Genomic DNA, 15938 nt, shown 5'->3' with positions numbered 1-15938 from the left:
TCAGGCCAGGACCACCAGGCGGTTGGGCAGCTCGTTGCGCACGTGGGTCACCGGCACATGCACCTTGAGCAGTTCGCCGCAGGCCTCGATGCAGGTGATGAAGCCTTGCAGGGTCTGCCCCTGCTTCACCTGCTGAGTGAAGGCCTGGACGATGGTGTCCCAGGTCTTGTCGTCGAGGCGCCTGGAAATGCCCTCGTCCACCAGGATTTCCACATAGCGCTCGGCTTCGCAGACGAAGATCAGCATCCCGGTGCTGCCGACGGTGTGGTGCAGGTTCTGCTCGAGAAACTGGCGGCGGGCCAGGTTCGAGGCACGCCAGTGGCGTACCGAGCGCGGAATCAGGCGGGTGGTAATGCGCGGAATGCGGAACACCAGGCAGAGCACGATAAAGATCGCCCACTGCACCAGCAGCAACAGGTGCATGCTCATCCAGCCGGTGGCGTAATGCACCACGCCCGGCACGATCAGCGCCAGCAGGCTGGCCCAGAGCAACGGGATATAGGCGTAGTCGTCGGCGCGGGCGGCCAGCACGGTGACCAGTTCGGCATCGGTCTGCTGTTCGACCCGGGCGATCGCCTCGGCGACCTGCCGTTGTTCGTACTCACTCAGTAGTGCCATGTCTTCCCATACTCATCGATTATTGTTAGTCACCAGCCGCCTGACGATCCGCCGCCGCCAAAACTACCACCGCCGCCGCTGAAACCCCCACCGCCTCCGCCGCCAAAACCGCCCCCGCCAAAACCTCCGGAACCGCCACGCCCGCCGCCACCGCTGGGCAGGATGCCAAGCAACTGGCAGACGAAGATCGTCACGATAAACAGCAGCACCAGGAACACCAGGGCGCCGGGATGCCGCTCGAAAAACTCACTGCCGCGCTCGCCGCCACCGTCATAGGCAGCGCTCGGCTCGTCCAGTGGATTGCCGCCCAGCACCAGCAGCATGGCCGATACGCCATCACTGATGCCCTTGCTGAATTGGCCGGCCTTGAAGGCCGGGGTGATGACCTGGTTGATGATCACCGAACTTTGCGCGTCGGTCAGGCGATCTTCCAGGCCGTAACCGACTTCGATGCGCAGCTTGCGATCATCGCGGGCGACAATCAACAAGGCACCATTGTTCTTGTCCTTCTGGCCAATGCCCCAGTAGCGCCCCAGCTGATAGCCGAAGTCCTCGATGCTGGTGCCTTGCAGGTCCGGCAGGGTCACGACCACCACCTGCTCGCCGGTGGACTGTTCGTGGGAGGCCAGCTCCTGGGTCAGTTGCTGGCGCACCGCCGGCTCGATCATCTGAGCGTTATCCACCACCCGCCCGCTCAGCGCCGGGAACTTCAGCTCGGCCTGGGCCGCTATCGCAAACACCCAGAGCAACAGCACCACACCCACTCTCAACACGCGCATTGGAACCTCATCCGTGGTAACGCCGGGGCAGATCCCGCGGTCGCTCGCGCGATCCGCGGGTAGCCGCTGCTGATCAGAACTTCACTTCTGGCGCTTTGTCGGCGTCGGGGCTGGTGGCCTCGAAGGTCTCGCGCACCTGCAGGTTGCTGTACATCACGCTGTGCCACAGGCGGCCGGGGAAGGTACGGATCTCGGTGTTGTACTTCTGCACCGCGAGGATGAAATCGCGACGCGCCACGGCGATGCGGTTCTCGGTGCCTTCGAGCTGCGACTGCAGGGCCAGGAAGTTCTGGTTGGCCTTGAGGTCCGGATACCGCTCGGACACCACCATCAAACGGCTCAAGGCGCCGGTCAGTTGGTCCTGGGCCTGCTGGAACTGCTTGAGTTTTTCCGGATTGTCCAGGGTGCTGGCATCGACCTGGATCGACGTCGCCTTGGCCCGCGCTTCGATCACCGCGGTCAGGGTCTCCTGTTCGTGCTTGGCGTAGCCCTTGACCGTTTCCACCAGGTTGGGGATCAGGTCGGCGCGACGCTGGTACTGGTTCTGGACCTGACCCCAGGCCGCCTTGGCCTGTTCGTCGAGGGTCGGGATGTTGTTGATCCCGCAGCCGCTGAGCAGGCTGCCGAGCAGCAGCAATGCCATCACGGGCCAGCTTGAGCGAAGGCTCTGTCGTACGTTCATGGTGGTGACGCTCCTTGCAACCTAGGGGATGGAACCTGTAACCCTTTGAATCGAGTGCATCGGGCATAATCTGCCGCCACCACTGGATTGCATCGGGCCAATCGGCTAAAAGATGCCCAGCGCGAAAAAGAGTTCAGAAGTGTGCTGCATTTATCCGAACAACAATAGTCGTTCCTTTATTAGCCGCTCTCCCAATTTTCGGCCGCTCGGCGCGTACTGATCGCGTCTGTTTTAGGCCCTAGAGAACAATATTCATGAAGAAGCTGTGTTTGCTGGGTTTGCTGATCAGCCTGGCCAGTCACCCTGCCCTCGCCGCCACCACGCCGGTATCGGCCCAGGAAAAACCCTTTTCGGACGCGGTCCTGCAGAACAAGGACGCTTTCATCGACAACCTGCTCAAGCAGATGACCCTGGATGAAAAGATCGGCCAGTTGCGCCTGATCAGCATCGGTCCGGAAATGCCCCGCGAACTGATCCGCAAGGAAATCGCCGCCGGGCGCATCGGCGGCACCTTCAACTCCATCTCCCGCCCGGAAAACCGGCCGATGCAGGACGCGGCCATGCGCAGTCGGCTGAAGATCCCGATGTTCTTCGCCTATGACGTGATCCACGGCCACCGCACGATCTTCCCGATCCCCCTGGCCCTGGCGTCAAGCTGGGACATGGACGCCATCGGCCGCTCCGGGCGTATCGCCGCCCAGGAAGCCAGCGCCGACAGCCTGGACATCACCTTCGCGCCAATGGTCGACATCTCCCGCGACCCACGCTGGGGCCGCACCTCCGAAGGCTTCGGCGAAGACACCTACCTGGTCTCGCGCATCGCCAAGGTCATGGTCAAGGCCTACCAGGGCGACAGCCCGAAGAACGCCGACAGCATCATGGCCAGCGTCAAGCACTTCGCCCTGTACGGCGCGGTGGAAGGCGGTCGCGACTACAACGTCGTCGACATGAGCCCGGTGAAGATGTACCAGGACTACCTGCCGCCCTACCGCGCCGCGATCGACGCCGGTGCCGGCGGGGTGATGGTGGCGCTGAACTCGATCAATGGCGTGCCGGCCACCTCCAACACCTGGCTGATGAACGACCTGCTGCGCAAGGAGTGGGGCTTCAAGGGCCTGGCGGTGAGCGACCACGGCGCCATCGTCGAACTGATGCGCCACGGCGTCGCCAAGGACGGCCGCGAAGCCGCCAAGCTGGCGATCAAGGCCGGCATCGACATGAGCATGAACGACTCGCTGTACGCCAAGGAACTGCCGGGGCTGATCAAGTCCGGCGACGTCAGCCAGCGCGACCTGGACAACGCCGTGCGCGAAGTGCTGGCCGCCAAGTACGACATGGGCCTGTTCGCCAACCCGTACCTGCGCATCGGCAAGGCCGAGCAGGACCCGGCCGACACCAACGCCGAAAGCCGCCTGCACCGCAGCGATGCCCGCGATGTGGCGCGCCGCAGCCTGGTGCTGCTGAAGAACGCCAATGAAACCCTGCCGCTGAAAAAGGCCGGCAAGATCGCCCTGGTCGGCCCGCTGGCCAAGGCGCCGATCGACATGATGGGCAGTTGGGCCGCCGCCGGCGTGCCGGCGCAATCGGTCACCCTGTTCGACGGCATGAGCCGCGCCCTGGGCGATCAGGCGCAGCTGATCTATGCCCGTGGTTCGAACATCACCGCCGACAAGGCGGTGGTCGACTACCTGAACTTCCTCAACTTCGATGCCCCGGAAGTGGTGGACGACCCGCGCCCGGCCCAGCAGTTGATCGACGAGGCGGTAAAGGCCGCGCAGCAGGCTGACGTGGTGGTGGCGGCGGTGGGCGAATCGCGGGGCATGTCCCACGAATCCTCGAGCCGTACCGACCTGCACATCCCGGCCAGCCAGCGCGAGCTGATCAAGGCCCTCAAGGCCACCGGCAAACCGCTGGTGCTGGTATTGATGAACGGCCGGCCACTGGCGCTGCTCGATGAGAACGAACAGGCCGACGCGATCCTGGAAACCTGGTTCAGCGGCACCGAAGGCGGCAACGCCATCGCCGATGTGCTGTTCGGCGACTACAACCCGTCCGGCAAGCTGCCGATCACCTTCCCGCGTTCGGTGGGGCAGATCCCGACCTACTACAACCACCTGACCATTGGCCGGCCGTTCACCCCGGGCAAACCAGGCAACTACACCTCGCAGTATTTCGACGACATCACCGGTCCCCTGTTTCCGTTCGGGTATGGCCTGAGCTACACCACCTTCAGCCTGTCGGACATGGCCCTGTCGTCGACCACCCTGAACAAGAGCGGCAAGCTCGACGCCAGCGTGACCCTGAAAAACACCGGCAAGCGCGACGGCGAAACCGTGGTGCAGCTGTATATCCAGGACGTCGCCGGCTCCATGATCCGCCCGATCAAGGAACTGAAAAACTTCCAGAAAGTGCAGCTCAAGGCAGGCGAACAGAAGGTGATCCACTTCAGCATCAGCGAAGACGACCTGAAGTTCTACAACGCCCAGCTCAAGTACGCCGCGGAACCGGGCGAGTTCAAGATCGAGATCGGCCTGGACTCCCGGGACGTCAAGCAACAGAGCTTCGAACTGCTGTAACCCTCCCCCCGGCCTCGCTCCTGCCCCCCTACGTAGGAGCGAGGCTTGCCCGCGAAAGCGATCCACCTGCCCCACCTCACCGCCCATTTCGCCAGCAAGCTTGGCTCCTACAGAAGCCAAAGCCGCGCCGGGCCGGGTTCAGTCGCGGCGATTGAGCAGGTTGACCACCAGCCGGTCCACCCAGCCCCAGATCCGCTGCTTGACCCGCCGCCACAGCGGGCGGTTCTTCCAGGCTTCGAGGCTGACCTCCTGGCTCTGGTCGAAGTCGGCGAGAAAGCTTGCAACCACCGCATCGGTGAGCGGCAGGTCGAGGGCTTCGAGGTTGGCCTCGAGGTTGAAGCGCAGGTTCCAGTGATCGAAGTTGCACGAGCCGATGCTCACCCAATCGTCGATCAGCACCATCTTCAGGTGCAGGAAACGCGGCTGGTATTCGAAGATCTTCACCCCGGCCCGCAGCAGGCGCGGGTAATAACGATGCCCGGCATAACGCACCGACGGGTGATCGGTGCGCGGCCCGGTCAGCAGCAGGCGCACGTCCACCCCACGCCCGGCGGCGCGGCGCAGGGAGCGGCGGACCTTCCAGGTCGGCAGGAAATACGGGGTCGCCAGCCAGATTCGCCGTTGCCCGCTGTTCAGCGCGCGCACCAGCGATTGCAGAATGTCCCGGTGTTGCCGGGCGTCGGCATAGGCCACCCGGCCCATGCCCTCGCCCTGGGCCGGCACCCGCGGCAGGCGTGGCAGACCGAAGTTCGACGCCGGCTTCCAGGCGGTGCGATAGCGGTTGGCGATCCACTGCCGGTCGAACAGCATCTGCCAGTCGAGCACCAGCGGGCCACTGATCTCCACCATGACTTCATGCCAGTCGCAGCTGTCTTGCAGCGGGTTCCAGAATTCATCGGTCACCCCGGTGCCGCCGACCACCGCCAGTTCCTGATCCACCAGCAACAGTTTGCGGTGGTCGCGATACAGGTTGCGCACCCCGCGGCGCCAGCTCAGGCGATTGTAGAAGCGCAGTTCGACCCCGGCGCCCGTCAGGCGCTGGCGCAGGCCCAGGGTGAAGGCCAGGCTGCCGTAGTCATCGAACAGGCAACGCACCCGCACCCCGCGCTCGGCGGCCTGGGTCAGGGCCTGGACCATGGCTTCGGCACAGGCGCCCGCCTCCACCAGGTACAGCTCCAGTTCCACCTGTTCACGGGCCCGGGCGATCGCCACCAGCATCCGCGGGAAAAAACTCGGACCGTCGATCAGCAACTCGAAGCGATTGCCTTCACGCCAGGGAAAGACCGCGCCCGCCATATCAGCGCGCCGTGAAGATCAGCACCGCACCCACCGGCACCGACAGACTGATCGCCGACAGGCCGGCCGCCTTGCGCAGGGTTTCGAGCCCCGGCACCAGGTCGAAATCGGCGGCGTTGAGCACCAGCGGCTCCAGGGTCACCACCTGGAAGCGCCGATCGTCCAGCCGCGTGGCCAGGAGCTCGGCGCTGTATTCGTGCTGTTTGCCGTGCAGGGTGACGTTGACCGGCAGACGCAGTTCGATCTGCGCGCCGGGCGCCAGGTCGTTGATCGGGCGCAGGTTGATCTGTGCGTTGATCAGGGCATCCGGATGCCGCTCGATTTCGAACAGTTCCTTGCGCATGCGCTCGTCGCGCAGCGGAATCCCGCTGTTGATCGAGTCCAGCTCGACTTCCAGCTGCGCCATGCCCTTGGCGTCGACCTTGCCGTGCAGGACCAGGAAACGATGGACTTCGGAAACATTGGCGTTTTTGGTGGTGACGAACGACAGGCGCGAGGACTCGTTGTCCAGGTACCAGTTGGCCTGGGCCGGCCAGGCCGCGCAGGCCAGCAGCAAAGCGCCCAGGGCTTTGGGGAAAGAAGCGTTGAACATGGAAGACTCATGGGGTCGAGAAATCTGAGCCGAACCTTAACCGGCCCGCGCGCGCTTGCAAACAGCGACCAGCCCCGAACGGTGAATTCCGTAGCCGCTGGCGCAGCCTGCGAAAGACCCGCAGGACCTCCTGCGCCCGCGAGAATGTCACGGCCGTGCCGGCCGATTGCAGCCTGCGGCAGCGGCTACAGGCTGCGCTCGACATCGTGGACAGTCGCCGCGAGGCTGTCCAGGTGCAAACTCAGCACCCGCTCCACCGGCGCCTGGTCCATCGGCCAGTGCAGGGCCATGCTGCCCACCAGCCGGCCCTGGTCACGAATCGGCAAGGCCACGGCGCGGATCAGGAACGGCAGCCGCACCGGGTACTCCCAATAGCCCTCGGTGCGCTGGCCGAACCCCTGATGCTGGGATTGTTCGCAGGCGCGGTACTGGTCCTCCTGGGGCACCCGCTCGCGGACGGCCAGGCGCTGGACCTGCTCGTGATCCAGTTCAGCCAGGCAAGCCTTGCCCATCGCCGAATGGAACAGGCTCGAATAGTGGCCGACGATCTGGCAGTTATGCGGATAACGCTTGCGCAGCACTGCCGGGATCGAGCTTTCCATGACTTCCAGGCGCTCGCCGTCGAAACACGACAGGTCGACCACCAGCCCGGTGCGCTCGCTCAACGCCTGCAACCAGGGCGCGGCACGCTCCACCAACTGCCGTTTGAAGCGTTGCTGCTGGTCGCCGAACAGCCGCCTGGCGCACAGCCGGTAACGCCGGTCGCTCAGGCCGCGATAGATCCAGCCCTGCTCCTGCAACGTCAGGAGCATGCGCGACACCGTGGCCTTGGGCAGCGCCGTCAGGTAGTGCAGCTCCTCCAGGCCCAGGGCCTGGTGCTGGCCCAGCAGTTCGACGATCGCCAACGCCCGTTCGACCGAACGCACACTGCTGGTTTCTACCTTGCAGGCCATATGCCGACCTCCCTGATAAGCGGATGGATGAGCGTTTTACGCAGCAAGATGCGGGCCCGATAAACCCGCACACCCCGGTTCGAGGGTTACAACGGATGACCCGGCGGCCGGCGCCTGACCCACTGCGTCAGTTGTTCGTGGGCATGACCGAGCTGCAACACGGCCCGGTCGGCCTGGGCCGGGCCGATGATCTGCATGCCCATGGGCAAGCCCGCCGGGTTGAAGCCGACCGGCACGCTGAGGCTCGGCAGGCCGGCCAGGGTCGGGCCGATCACCACTTCCATCCAGCGATGGTAAGTATCCATTTCCCGCCCTCCGACAAGGCGCGGCCAAGGCACCCCTGCATCGAAAGGGAACACTTGGGCGCTGGGCAACAGCAGGAAATCGTAACGCTCGAACAAGCGCTCCAGGGCCCGGTACCAGTCGCTGCGAATCTGCGAGGCCTGGTAGACATCCGCCGCGCTCAGGCGCAGCCCGCCCTCGACTTCCCACTGCGCCTCGGGCTTGAGCAGCTGGCGCTTCTGCGGGTCGGCATACAGCGGCCCCAGGTTGCCCTGGACCAGCCAATGCCGGTGCACCAGCCAACACTGCCACAGCGTCGCCATGGAAAACGCCGGCTGGCAGGCTTCGACCTCGCAGCCCAGCTGGCGAAAATCCCCCAACGCCGACTCACACAGCGCCAACACGCCATCGTCCATGGCCAGATAGCCGTCGTAGTCCCCCAGCCAGCCCAGGCGCGTGCCGCGAAAGTCCCGCTGCAAAGGCTCGTTGAAGATCGCCGGGTCGTCCTTGAGCGACAACGGCACCCGCGAGTCGTACCCGGCCTGGGTGGCGAGCAAGCACGCGATATCGGCCACGCTGCGGCCCATCGGCCCCTCGGTGGCCAGTTGCTGGACGAACAGCTCCGGCGCCGGGCCGTGGGGCACCCGGCCCTGGGACGGGCGCAGGCCGAAGACATTGTTGAAGGCCGCCGGGTTGCGCAACGAGCCCATCATGTCGCTGCCATCGGCCACCGGCAGCATGCGCAGCGCCAGGGCCACCGCCGCCCCGCCACTGCTGCCGCCGGCATTCAACGTCGGGTCGTAGGCATTGCCGGTGGTGCCGAACACCTTGTTGTAGGTCTGCGAGCCCAGACCGAACTCCGGCACGTTGCTCTTGCCGACGATGATCGCCCCGCTGGCCCGGACCCGCTCCACGCAGATGGCGTCATGGGCCGGGATCTGTTCGGCGAACAGCGGCGAACCCAGGGTCGTGCGCAGCCCGGCGGTGGCCGCCAGGTCCTTGATCGCCTGGGGCATGCCGTGCATCCACCCCAGGGACTGGCCCCGGTCCAGCTGGCGGTCGCGCGCCTCGGCCTCGGCCAGCAGTACCTGGCGCTCACGCAACGACACCAGGGCATTGACCCGGGGGTTGCAGCGCTCGATCCGGTCCAGATAGGCCGACATCACTTCGCGGCAGGAAAACCTGCGGGCGTGGATCGCCCGGGACAGCTCGACGGCGCCCAGCTCAACAATGGGTCCAAGGTCTTGTATTGCGATATCCATCAAGGCTTCACCCCGAAATTCAGTGTGCTCGGTTTCTTCTCTTTGGGTGCCTCATACAGGCAATAAGTGCCCAGCAGCGTCAACACGCAGGCAAACAAGACATAAAACGCCGGGGCCACCGGGGTGCCCAGTACCTTGCTGAGCCAGGTCACGATCAGCGGAGCGAAACCGCCGAAGACCATGACCGCCACGTTGTAGGCCACCGACACCCCGGTGGAACGCACCTGCACCGGGAACTGTTCGGCCAGTGCCGTCGGCGCCGGGCCGAAGAAGCCGCCGATGGCGCTGCACAGCAGCACCTGCATCACCAGCAGCCGCTCGATCGAGGGCGCCGCGGCGACCCAGACATACAGCGGGTACACCATGACGAAAAACGCCAGGGTGAAGGCCAGCAATACCGGGCGCCGCCCCAGCCGGTCCGACAGGGCGCCGGACAATGGAATCACCACCGTCATCAGCGCCACCGCGAACATCTGCACCAGCAACACCTGGTCCAGCGGCAAGCCGAGGTTCTTGTGGGCGAAGGTCGGCATGTTCACCAGCACCACGTAGAACGACACCGTCGCCCCGCAGGCCAGTCCCATGGACACCAGGATGCTGCGCCGGTGCTCGCGCAGCACCTGCATCAGGCCCGGGCCGTTGCCGCGCACCTGCCTGCGGGCCTCGACGAAGGCTTCCGGCTCCTCCATGTACTTGCGGATCCACAGGCCCACCGGGCCGATCAGCAAGCCGATCACGAACGGCAGGCGCCAGCCCCACAGGTCGAGGTCCTCGGGCGAGAACAGATGGGTGACCAGCGCCACCATCGCCGCCCCGGAGAACACCGCCAGGCATTGCCCGACCAATTGCCAGGAACCATACAGGCCCTTGCGGTGCGCCGGCGCGCTTTCCACCAGGAAGGCCGTGGCACTGGCGTATTCGCCGCCGGTGGCGAAGCCCTGCAGCATCCGCGCGACCACGATCATCAGCGGCGCGCCCATGCCGATGGCCGCGTAGTTGGGGGCAAAGGCGATCAGGGCGATGGAGACTGTCATCAAGCGGATGATCAGTTGCATGGCGGCCTTGCGGCCTTTGCGGTCGGAATACATGCCCAGCAGGATGCCGCCCACCGGGCGCATGAAAAAGCCCACGCCGAAGGTGGCCAGGGCCATCAGCAACGAGGCGTATTCGTCGTCGGAGGGAAAAAACTGCCGGGCGATGATGCTGGCCAGAAAGCCGTAGACGATGAAGTCGTACCACTCCAGGGCGTTGCCGATCACCGCGGCGACCACTTGCCGGGTACGCGAAACACTGGATTTCGAGGTGTGCATGAGCGCTGTCCTTCTATTCTTGTCGGGCCTCTCGGGTAGCGAGTCGGCCCCTTATGGGAAGTGCCGGGCGCCACGGCGCCCGATTCAGCGGCAGAAGAAAGGGAGAACTCAGGCCGGCTCGAGCCAGCTCTCGGCCAGCGCGGCCCAATAGGCGGCGCCGGTCAGCAGGATGTCGTCGTTGAAGTCATAGCCGGGGTTGTGAACCATCGGCCGGGACAGGCCGTTGCCGATAAACAGGTAGCTGCCGGGGCAGCGCTGCAGCATCCAGGCGAAGTCTTCACTGCCCATCAGCTTGCGCGTGTTGCCGTCGACCGCCTGCTCGCCCAGCAGCGCCACCCCGACCTGACGGGCGAATTCGGTCTGCTCCGGGCTGTTGACCAGCACCGGATAGGCCGGGCGGTGTTCGATGCTGGCCGAGCAGCCGAAGCTCTGGGCCTGGGTGTGGATGATCGCCTTGACCCGTTCGAGCATCTGCTCGCGCACTGGCGCGTTCAGCGCCCGCAGGCTCAGGCGCAGCAGCGCCTGTTGCGGAATCACGTTGGCCGCCTCGCCGGCCTGCAGCGCACCGACCGTCACCACCGCCGCCTCCTGGGCATCGATGTTGCGCGCCACCACGGTTTGCAAGGCCATCACCACACTGGCCGCAGCCACCAGCGGGTCGACCGTCAGGTGCGGCATCGAACCGTGCCCACCCACGCCTTCGAGGGTCACGGTGAGCAGGTCCTGGGAGGCCATCATCGGCCCTTGACGAAAACCCAGGTGGCCGGCCGGCAGCCCCGGCATGTTGTGCATGCCGAACAACGCGTCGCAGGGGAAACGCTCCAGCAGGCCGTCGGCGAGCATCGCTTCGGCGCCGCCCTGGCCTTCTTCGGCCGGCTGGAAAATCAGGGTCAGGGTGCCGTCGAACTGGCGCGTGGCCGCCAGGTAACGCGCCGCGCCGAGGAGCATGGCAGTGTGGCCATCGTGCCCGCAGGCATGCATGCAACCGCTGTGGCGGCTGCTGTAGGCCACGCCGCTGTTCTCGATGATCGGCAAGGCGTCCATGTCGGCGCGCAGGCCAAGCCTGCGCGGGCTGTTGCCATTGCGCAGCACAGCGACCACGCCGGTCTTGCCGATGCCGCTATGCACTTGGTAACCCCACTCCTCCAGGGAGCGGGCGACCAGCGCCGCGGTGCGGTTCTCCTCGAAACCGAGTTCGGGATGGGCGTGGATGTCCTGGCGCACGGCGCGCAGGTCGCTGGCGACGTCGTCGAGCCAGGCAAAGATATGCGGGAAACGGGTCATGACGTATCTCCTCGGGCCGGGTGTAATCCCGTTCTTTTTTCGGAGCGTCTCACGGTGCGGCAAGGCGTGATCGCGGCGTGCCCTCAGATAACCGCGAGCCGCCTGCCGCGACAATCAAATGTGGTTCCACAGGGTGGAACCTTGTGCGGGGAGCCAACAAGCATGGGGGCTGGAAACCCCGGGAAAGGATTACTGATCTTTACGCGGCGCCGTTCAGGGCTCCAGTCGACAGCCCTGGCGTTCGCCCAGCCAGACCGCACTGTGGCTGCGTCCCAGGCCGCTGGCGCTGACCCGCTTGTGCTCGGCATCGTCCTGCAGGCTTTTCAGTGGCAGGTACTGCTGCACATAACCTTCGCAGTACTCGGCGGCGTTGTGCATCACGTAGCGGCAGGAGCAGTACTCCTTGGCGCTGTAGGCGCTGAGGATGTCCGGGAAGGCCCGCAGGGCGACCCGCTCGCTCCAGCCCCAGCCGAGCAAGGCCAACAGCGCCAACGACAGCAAGCCGGCAAAAGGATGGCGCAGGAGCCACGGACGCCGGCTCATGGCTGCACCTGCCGGGCGAAGGCCGCCAGGGCCAGCTTGAGCAATGCGTTGTGGCTATAGCTGCCGTCGCGGTCGTCGGCATAACGCACGATCACCAGCCCGGCGCTGGGGATCACGTACAACGCCTGCCCCCAATGGCCCAGCGCCGCGAAGGTATCGGCCGGCGCGTCCGGCCAGGGCGGCGGAGCTCCGCCAATAGCGCCGTTGAGCCACCAATGGCCGCCGGGCACCAGCTCGTCCTGATTGGCCTGATAACCGGCGAACGGCGTGCGAGTGAATTCGACCCAGTCCCTGGGCAGCAACTGGCGCTCGCCCCAACGCCCATCGCGCAGCATCAACAGGCCGACCCGCGCCAGATCGCGGGCAGTGAGGTAGGCATAGGAGGAACCGACGAAGGTGCCGGTGGCGTCGCTTTCCCACACGGCGTGGGTAATGCCCAGGGGCTCGAACAGCGCCTGCCAGGGATAGTCGGCATAACGCTGGGCTCCCAGCATGCCTTTCAGGGCCGCCGACAGCAGGTTGCTGTCACCGCTGGAATAACGAAACACCTGCCCCGGCGGGCTGAAGACCGGGTGTTCGGCGGTAAAGGTCGCCATATCGCCATGGCCACGGGTGTAGAGCATGGCCACCACCGAGGACTTGAGTGGCGCGTACTCGTAGTCCTCCTGCCAATCCAGGCCCGAGGCCCAGTGCAGCAGGTCGGCCATGCGGATATCCGGGTGCTGGCGCAGCGCCGGCAGGAAGCGCGCGGCCTTGTCCTGCAACTGGAAACGCCCTTCGCCATAGGCCACGCCCAGCACCGCGGCCAACAGGCTTTTGCTGATGGACCAGGTCAGGTGTGGGGTGTCGGCGTTGGTCGGGTCGGCGTAACGCTCATAGATCAACTGGCCGTCGCGAATCACCAGCAAGGCGTCGCTGCGGATGCCCAGGCGGGTCGCCTCGTTGCGGGGCGCGAAGGCATAGGCCTCCAATGCCTCAAGGGCCGGGCCGCTGGCCGCGGGGCCCTTGCTCCATTGCGCGCCGGGCCAGTTCTCGGCCCAGGCCGATGGGAGCATCAACAGCAACGCAAGCAGCAGGGTCGAGCCTTTGAGCATGGCGGGAACTCAGACAGGGTAACCCGCTGAGGGTAGACCAGAGAGATGACAGTTTTTGTCCGGCCGACGCTCCTGCGGCCCCCTCCTTCTATAGAGCCAGCGCCTTGGCCAGGCGTTTGCTCCGCGCGCCCGCCGCCAGGTCCAGCACCGCCCGATCGCGCTTCCACAATTCGGCCCACTGCGGCGGGCCATCGGCAAAGGCCTGCTCAAGGGCCGGCTTGAGCCCGTCGAACTGGGCGAACAGGCCACCCAGCAACACATGCCCGCTGCCCAGTGAGGGGTTCTGCCGGCTGACTTCCGCGCAACCGGCGAGCAAGGCCAGCAATTGCAGGAGCAGGGTCTGCGGCCAGTCGTTGTCCTGGCCGACGCCATACAGCCAGGCGGTCATGGCGCTGAGTACATAGATGTCTTCCAGGGTGCGGAAGGGTTTGACGTAGGCATCCCAACCGTCGCCCGCCAGCCGTTCGCACAGGGCGTTATCCAGTTGCAGGCGGCCGTGGCTGATATCCGGCATCAGCGGGATCGCCGACAGCTTGTCGACCTTGACCCCGGGCTCGCCGGCATAGACCACCGCCAGGTTCAAGCGCGGCGACTCGCCTGGCGCTTCGCAGCGAGCGGCGATCAGCAGCCAGTCGGCGGCATCGCCGGCGGTGACAAAATCCTTGCGCCCGTTCAGGTGCAGGTCCTGCAGGCGGGTCTGCATATCGGCCGGGCGCAGGCTGCGCTGCTCGGTGGCGCACAGCGCACCCAGGCTCAGCGGCGCGCTGGGCCAGAGCATGCGCAAAGCCGCCTGGTAGCCCACCAGGAAGGCCAGCCCCGGGGTGGCCATCAACCTCCCACCGCGCACCGCCAGCTCGAAGGGCGTCACCGGTCCCAGTTCCTGTAACAACGCGGCATAACCTTCGGCCAGGTCCGGGTGGGCGGGCAGCCGGCGACGGCTGTGCAGCAGGGCTTGCCAGGGCATAAGCGGGTCCTCAGGGGCTGTCATATAAGCATCACCAAAGCTTCATGGCGATGACACCGGGGCTACATAGCCTGACTTTGCACAACAAAGTCGATCGGCTGCAACCCAAGGCGGGTCAGTGGCCCGCACGGAGATTCACAATGACTCAGATCGCCCGCATCAGCGACACCGGCAATGAACGCCGCCTGCAAGCCGAGCGCCTGGTGGGCGCCGCGGCCCTGCAAGAAGCCCAGGCCCTGCGCTTCAACGTCTTCAGCGGCGAGTTCAACGCCAAACTGAAAGGCGCGGAGCTGGGTCTGGACATGGATGACTATGATGTCCACTGCAGCCACATTGGCGTGCGTGACTTGAACAGCGGCCGCCTGGTCGCCACCACCCGCCTGCTCGACCACCAGGCCGCCAGCAGCCTGGGGCGTTTCTACAGCGAAGAAGAATTCAGCCTGCACGGCCTGGTCCAGCTCAAGGGCCCGATCCTCGAGATCGGCCGCACCTGCGTCGACCCGGCCTACCGCAATGGCGGCACCATCGCCGTGCTCTGGGGCGAGCTGGCCGAAGTGCTCAACCAGGGCGGCTACAGTTACTTGATGGGCTGCGCCAGCATCCCGATGCAGGACGGCGGCGTGCAGGCCCACGCGATCATGCAGCGCCTGCGCGAACGCTACCTGTGCACCGAGCACCTGCGCGCCGAACCGAAGAACCCGCTGCCGAACCTCGATATCCCGTCCAACGTCATCGCCGAGATGCCGCCGCTGCTCAAGGCCTACATGCGCCTGGGCGCGAAGATCTGCGGCGAGCCGTGCTGGGACCAGGATTTCCAAGTGGCCGACGTGTTCATCCTGCTCAAGCGCGATGAGCTGTGCCCGCGCTACGCCCGTCACTTCAAGGCGGCCGTGTGATGCGCCGGCTACGGGTCTACGGGCGCATCGCCCGGGTGCTGCTGGTGGTGGCGCTGGGCCTGAGCATGGCCTGCGTGTTCGGCGTGTTCGAGCGCCTGGGCGTCGCCCATTCCATGGTCCGGCGCCAGCGCTGGTCGCGCTTTTTCATGGCGCGCCTGAGCAATGCCCTGCCCTTCGGCGTGACGGTGCACGGCGAGGTGCCGAAGCAGCCGATGCTGTGGGTCAGCAATCACGTGTCCTGGACCGATATCCCGTTGCTCGGTGCGCTGACACCGCTGTCGTTCCTGTCCAAGGCCGAAGTGCGCACCTGGCCGGTCGCCGGCTGGCTGGCCGCCAAGGCCGGCAGCCTGTTTATCCGCCGCGGTTCGGGCGACAGCCAGTTGATCCGCAAGCAGATGACCCGCCATCTGCAGCAAACCCACCCGCTGCTGATGTTCCCCGAAGGCACCACCACCGACGGCCGCAGCCTGCGCACGTTCCACGGTCGCCTGCTGGCCAGCGCCATCGACGCCGACGTGGCGTTGCAGCCGGTGGCCATTCGTTACCTGCGCGATGGCGATATCGATCCGCTGGCGCCGTTCATCGGCGACGATGATTTGCTGTCGCACCTGATGCGTTTGTTCGCCAACGATCAGGGCCGGGTGGAAATCCATCTGCTCCAGCCGATTGCCTGTCAGGGCCAGGAGCGCGCCGCGCTGGCGTTCCAGGCGCAACAGGCGGTGCAGAAGGTTCTGTTTGGCGACATCGCCCAGCCAGCCGAGCCACGGCGTGCCGGCGACCTGATCGCCGCCTGAGCCTGGAGGAGCC

15 protein-coding genes are annotated in these 15938 nt (G+C 65.7%); 3 read left to right on the top strand and 12 right to left on the bottom strand.

Annotated elements, in window-relative coordinates:
* From C4K27_RS06755 to C4K27_RS06745, 3 genes are all read right to left on the bottom strand, one after another.
* The gene (locus tag C4K27_RS06755) at positions 1–618 is read right to left on the bottom strand and encodes a TPM domain-containing protein (RefSeq protein WP_053259894.1); all 618 of its coding nucleotides are present in this window, start codon (positions 616–618) and stop codon (positions 1–3) included.
* 29 nt (positions 619–647) lie between these two features.
* The gene (locus C4K27_RS06750; protein WP_053259893.1) at positions 648–1397 is read right to left on the bottom strand and encodes a TPM domain-containing protein; all 750 of its coding nucleotides are present in this window, start codon (positions 1395–1397) and stop codon (positions 648–650) included.
* A gap of 73 nt (positions 1398–1470) precedes the next feature.
* Complete coding sequence (locus tag C4K27_RS06745; RefSeq protein WP_053259892.1) at positions 1471–2079, bottom strand: LemA family protein; 609 nt, start codon at positions 2077–2079, stop codon at positions 1471–1473.
* 254 nt (positions 2080–2333) lie between these two features.
* Here C4K27_RS06745 and bglX point away from each other — a divergent pair, with 254 nt between their 5' ends.
* Positions 2334–4655, top strand: coding sequence for a beta-glucosidase BglX (bglX, locus tag C4K27_RS06740; RefSeq protein ID WP_053259891.1), 2322 nt, complete (start codon positions 2334–2336; stop codon positions 4653–4655).
* Between the two features lie 138 nt (positions 4656–4793).
* On the opposite strand, the gene C4K27_RS06735 is transcribed toward bglX, so the two are convergent.
* From C4K27_RS06735 to C4K27_RS06695, 9 genes are all read right to left on the bottom strand, one after another.
* Positions 4794–5951 (bottom strand): phospholipase D-like domain-containing protein, encoded by a 1158-nt coding sequence (locus C4K27_RS06735; protein WP_053259890.1) that lies wholly within the window; start codon positions 5949–5951, stop codon positions 4794–4796.
* Position 5952: 1 nt separating this feature from the next.
* Complete coding sequence (locus C4K27_RS06730; RefSeq protein ID WP_053259889.1) at positions 5953–6543, bottom strand: YceI family protein; 591 nt, start codon at positions 6541–6543, stop codon at positions 5953–5955.
* Positions 6544–6728: 185 nt separating this feature from the next.
* Positions 6729–7496 carry an IclR family transcriptional regulator gene (locus C4K27_RS06725; protein ID WP_053259888.1) on the bottom strand — a complete coding sequence of 256 codons (768 nt, stop codon included), beginning with the start codon at positions 7494–7496 and terminating at the stop codon, positions 6729–6731.
* Positions 7497–7582: 86 nt separating this feature from the next.
* Positions 7583–9040: an amidase gene (locus C4K27_RS06720; RefSeq protein ID WP_053259887.1), complete on the bottom strand. Its 1458-nt coding sequence runs from the start codon at positions 9038–9040 to the stop codon at positions 7583–7585.
* On the bottom strand, positions 9040–10350 hold the full coding sequence (locus C4K27_RS06715; RefSeq protein ID WP_053259886.1) for a citrate-proton symporter: 1311 nt from the start codon (positions 10348–10350) through the stop codon (positions 9040–9042). Before C4K27_RS06715 ends, C4K27_RS06720 begins: the two co-directional genes overlap by 1 nt.
* 108 nt (positions 10351–10458) lie before the next feature.
* Positions 10459–11634, bottom strand: a complete 1176-nt coding sequence (locus tag C4K27_RS06710) for a M20 aminoacylase family protein (protein ID WP_053259885.1) — start codon at positions 11632–11634, stop codon at positions 10459–10461.
* 213 nt (positions 11635–11847) lie between these two features.
* On the bottom strand, positions 11848–12177 hold the full coding sequence (locus C4K27_RS06705) for a hypothetical protein (protein ID WP_053259884.1): 330 nt from the start codon (positions 12175–12177) through the stop codon (positions 11848–11850).
* Entirely contained in the window at positions 12174–13271 is a 1098-nt protein-coding gene (locus C4K27_RS06700) for a serine hydrolase domain-containing protein (protein WP_053259883.1), read from the bottom strand. The genes C4K27_RS06705 and C4K27_RS06700 overlap by 4 nt, the downstream gene beginning before the upstream one ends.
* An 88-nt stretch (positions 13272–13359) precedes the next feature.
* On the bottom strand, positions 13360–14235 hold the full coding sequence (locus tag C4K27_RS06695; RefSeq protein WP_053259882.1) for an acyl-CoA dehydrogenase middle domain-containing protein: 876 nt from the start codon (positions 14233–14235) through the stop codon (positions 13360–13362).
* 140 nt (positions 14236–14375) lie between these two features.
* On the opposite strand from C4K27_RS06695, the gene olsB reads away from it, so the two are divergent.
* Positions 14376–15131 carry an L-ornithine N(alpha)-acyltransferase gene (gene olsB / locus C4K27_RS06690; protein ID WP_007926556.1) on the top strand — a complete coding sequence of 252 codons (756 nt, stop codon included), beginning with the start codon at positions 14376–14378 and terminating at the stop codon, positions 15129–15131.
* On the top strand, positions 15131–15925 hold the full coding sequence (locus tag C4K27_RS06685; protein ID WP_053259881.1) for a lysophospholipid acyltransferase family protein: 795 nt from the start codon (positions 15131–15133) through the stop codon (positions 15923–15925). Before olsB ends, C4K27_RS06685 begins: the two co-directional genes overlap by 1 nt.
* Positions 15926–15938 lie beyond the last annotated feature (13 nt).

This window comes from Pseudomonas chlororaphis subsp. chlororaphis (assembly GCF_003945765.1).
GTDB lineage: Bacteria > Pseudomonadota > Gammaproteobacteria > Pseudomonadales > Pseudomonadaceae > Aquipseudomonas > Aquipseudomonas chlororaphis.
The sequence above is the reverse complement of the archived record's forward strand: the minus strand, read 5'-3'. Positions and strand labels throughout refer to the sequence as shown.

Excerpts from the sequence above, each read along its gene's own strand:
- C4K27_RS06755 (WP_053259894.1), bottom strand. The coding sequence starts at position 618 with ATGGCACTACTGAGTGAGTACGAACAACGGCAGGTCGCCGAGGCGATC.
- C4K27_RS06750 (WP_053259893.1), bottom strand. The coding sequence starts at position 1,397 with ATGCGCGTGTTGAGAGTGGGTGTGGTGCTGTTGCTCTGGGTGTTTGCG.
- C4K27_RS06745 (WP_053259892.1), bottom strand. The coding sequence starts at position 2,079 with ATGAACGTACGACAGAGCCTTCGCTCAAGCTGGCCCGTGATGGCATTG.
- bglX (WP_053259891.1), top strand. The coding sequence starts at position 2,334 with ATGAAGAAGCTGTGTTTGCTGGGTTTGCTGATCAGCCTGGCCAGTCAC.
- C4K27_RS06735 (WP_053259890.1), bottom strand. The coding sequence starts at position 5,951 with ATGGCGGGCGCGGTCTTTCCCTGGCGTGAAGGCAATCGCTTCGAGTTG.
- C4K27_RS06730 (WP_053259889.1), bottom strand. The coding sequence starts at position 6,543 with ATGTTCAACGCTTCTTTCCCCAAAGCCCTGGGCGCTTTGCTGCTGGCC.
- C4K27_RS06725 (WP_053259888.1), bottom strand. The coding sequence starts at position 7,496 with ATGGCCTGCAAGGTAGAAACCAGCAGTGTGCGTTCGGTCGAACGGGCG.
- C4K27_RS06720 (WP_053259887.1), bottom strand. The coding sequence starts at position 9,040 with ATGGATATCGCAATACAAGACCTTGGACCCATTGTTGAGCTGGGCGCC.
- C4K27_RS06715 (WP_053259886.1), bottom strand. The coding sequence starts at position 10,350 with ATGCACACCTCGAAATCCAGTGTTTCGCGTACCCGGCAAGTGGTCGCC.
- C4K27_RS06710 (WP_053259885.1), bottom strand. The coding sequence starts at position 11,634 with ATGACCCGTTTCCCGCATATCTTTGCCTGGCTCGACGACGTCGCCAGC.
- C4K27_RS06705 (WP_053259884.1), bottom strand. The coding sequence starts at position 12,177 with ATGAGCCGGCGTCCGTGGCTCCTGCGCCATCCTTTTGCCGGCTTGCTG.
- C4K27_RS06700 (WP_053259883.1), bottom strand. The coding sequence starts at position 13,271 with ATGCTCAAAGGCTCGACCCTGCTGCTTGCGTTGCTGTTGATGCTCCCA.
- C4K27_RS06695 (WP_053259882.1), bottom strand. The coding sequence starts at position 14,235 with ATGCCCTGGCAAGCCCTGCTGCACAGCCGTCGCCGGCTGCCCGCCCAC.
- olsB (WP_007926556.1), top strand. The coding sequence starts at position 14,376 with ATGACTCAGATCGCCCGCATCAGCGACACCGGCAATGAACGCCGCCTG.
- C4K27_RS06685 (WP_053259881.1), top strand. The coding sequence starts at position 15,131 with ATGCGCCGGCTACGGGTCTACGGGCGCATCGCCCGGGTGCTGCTGGTG.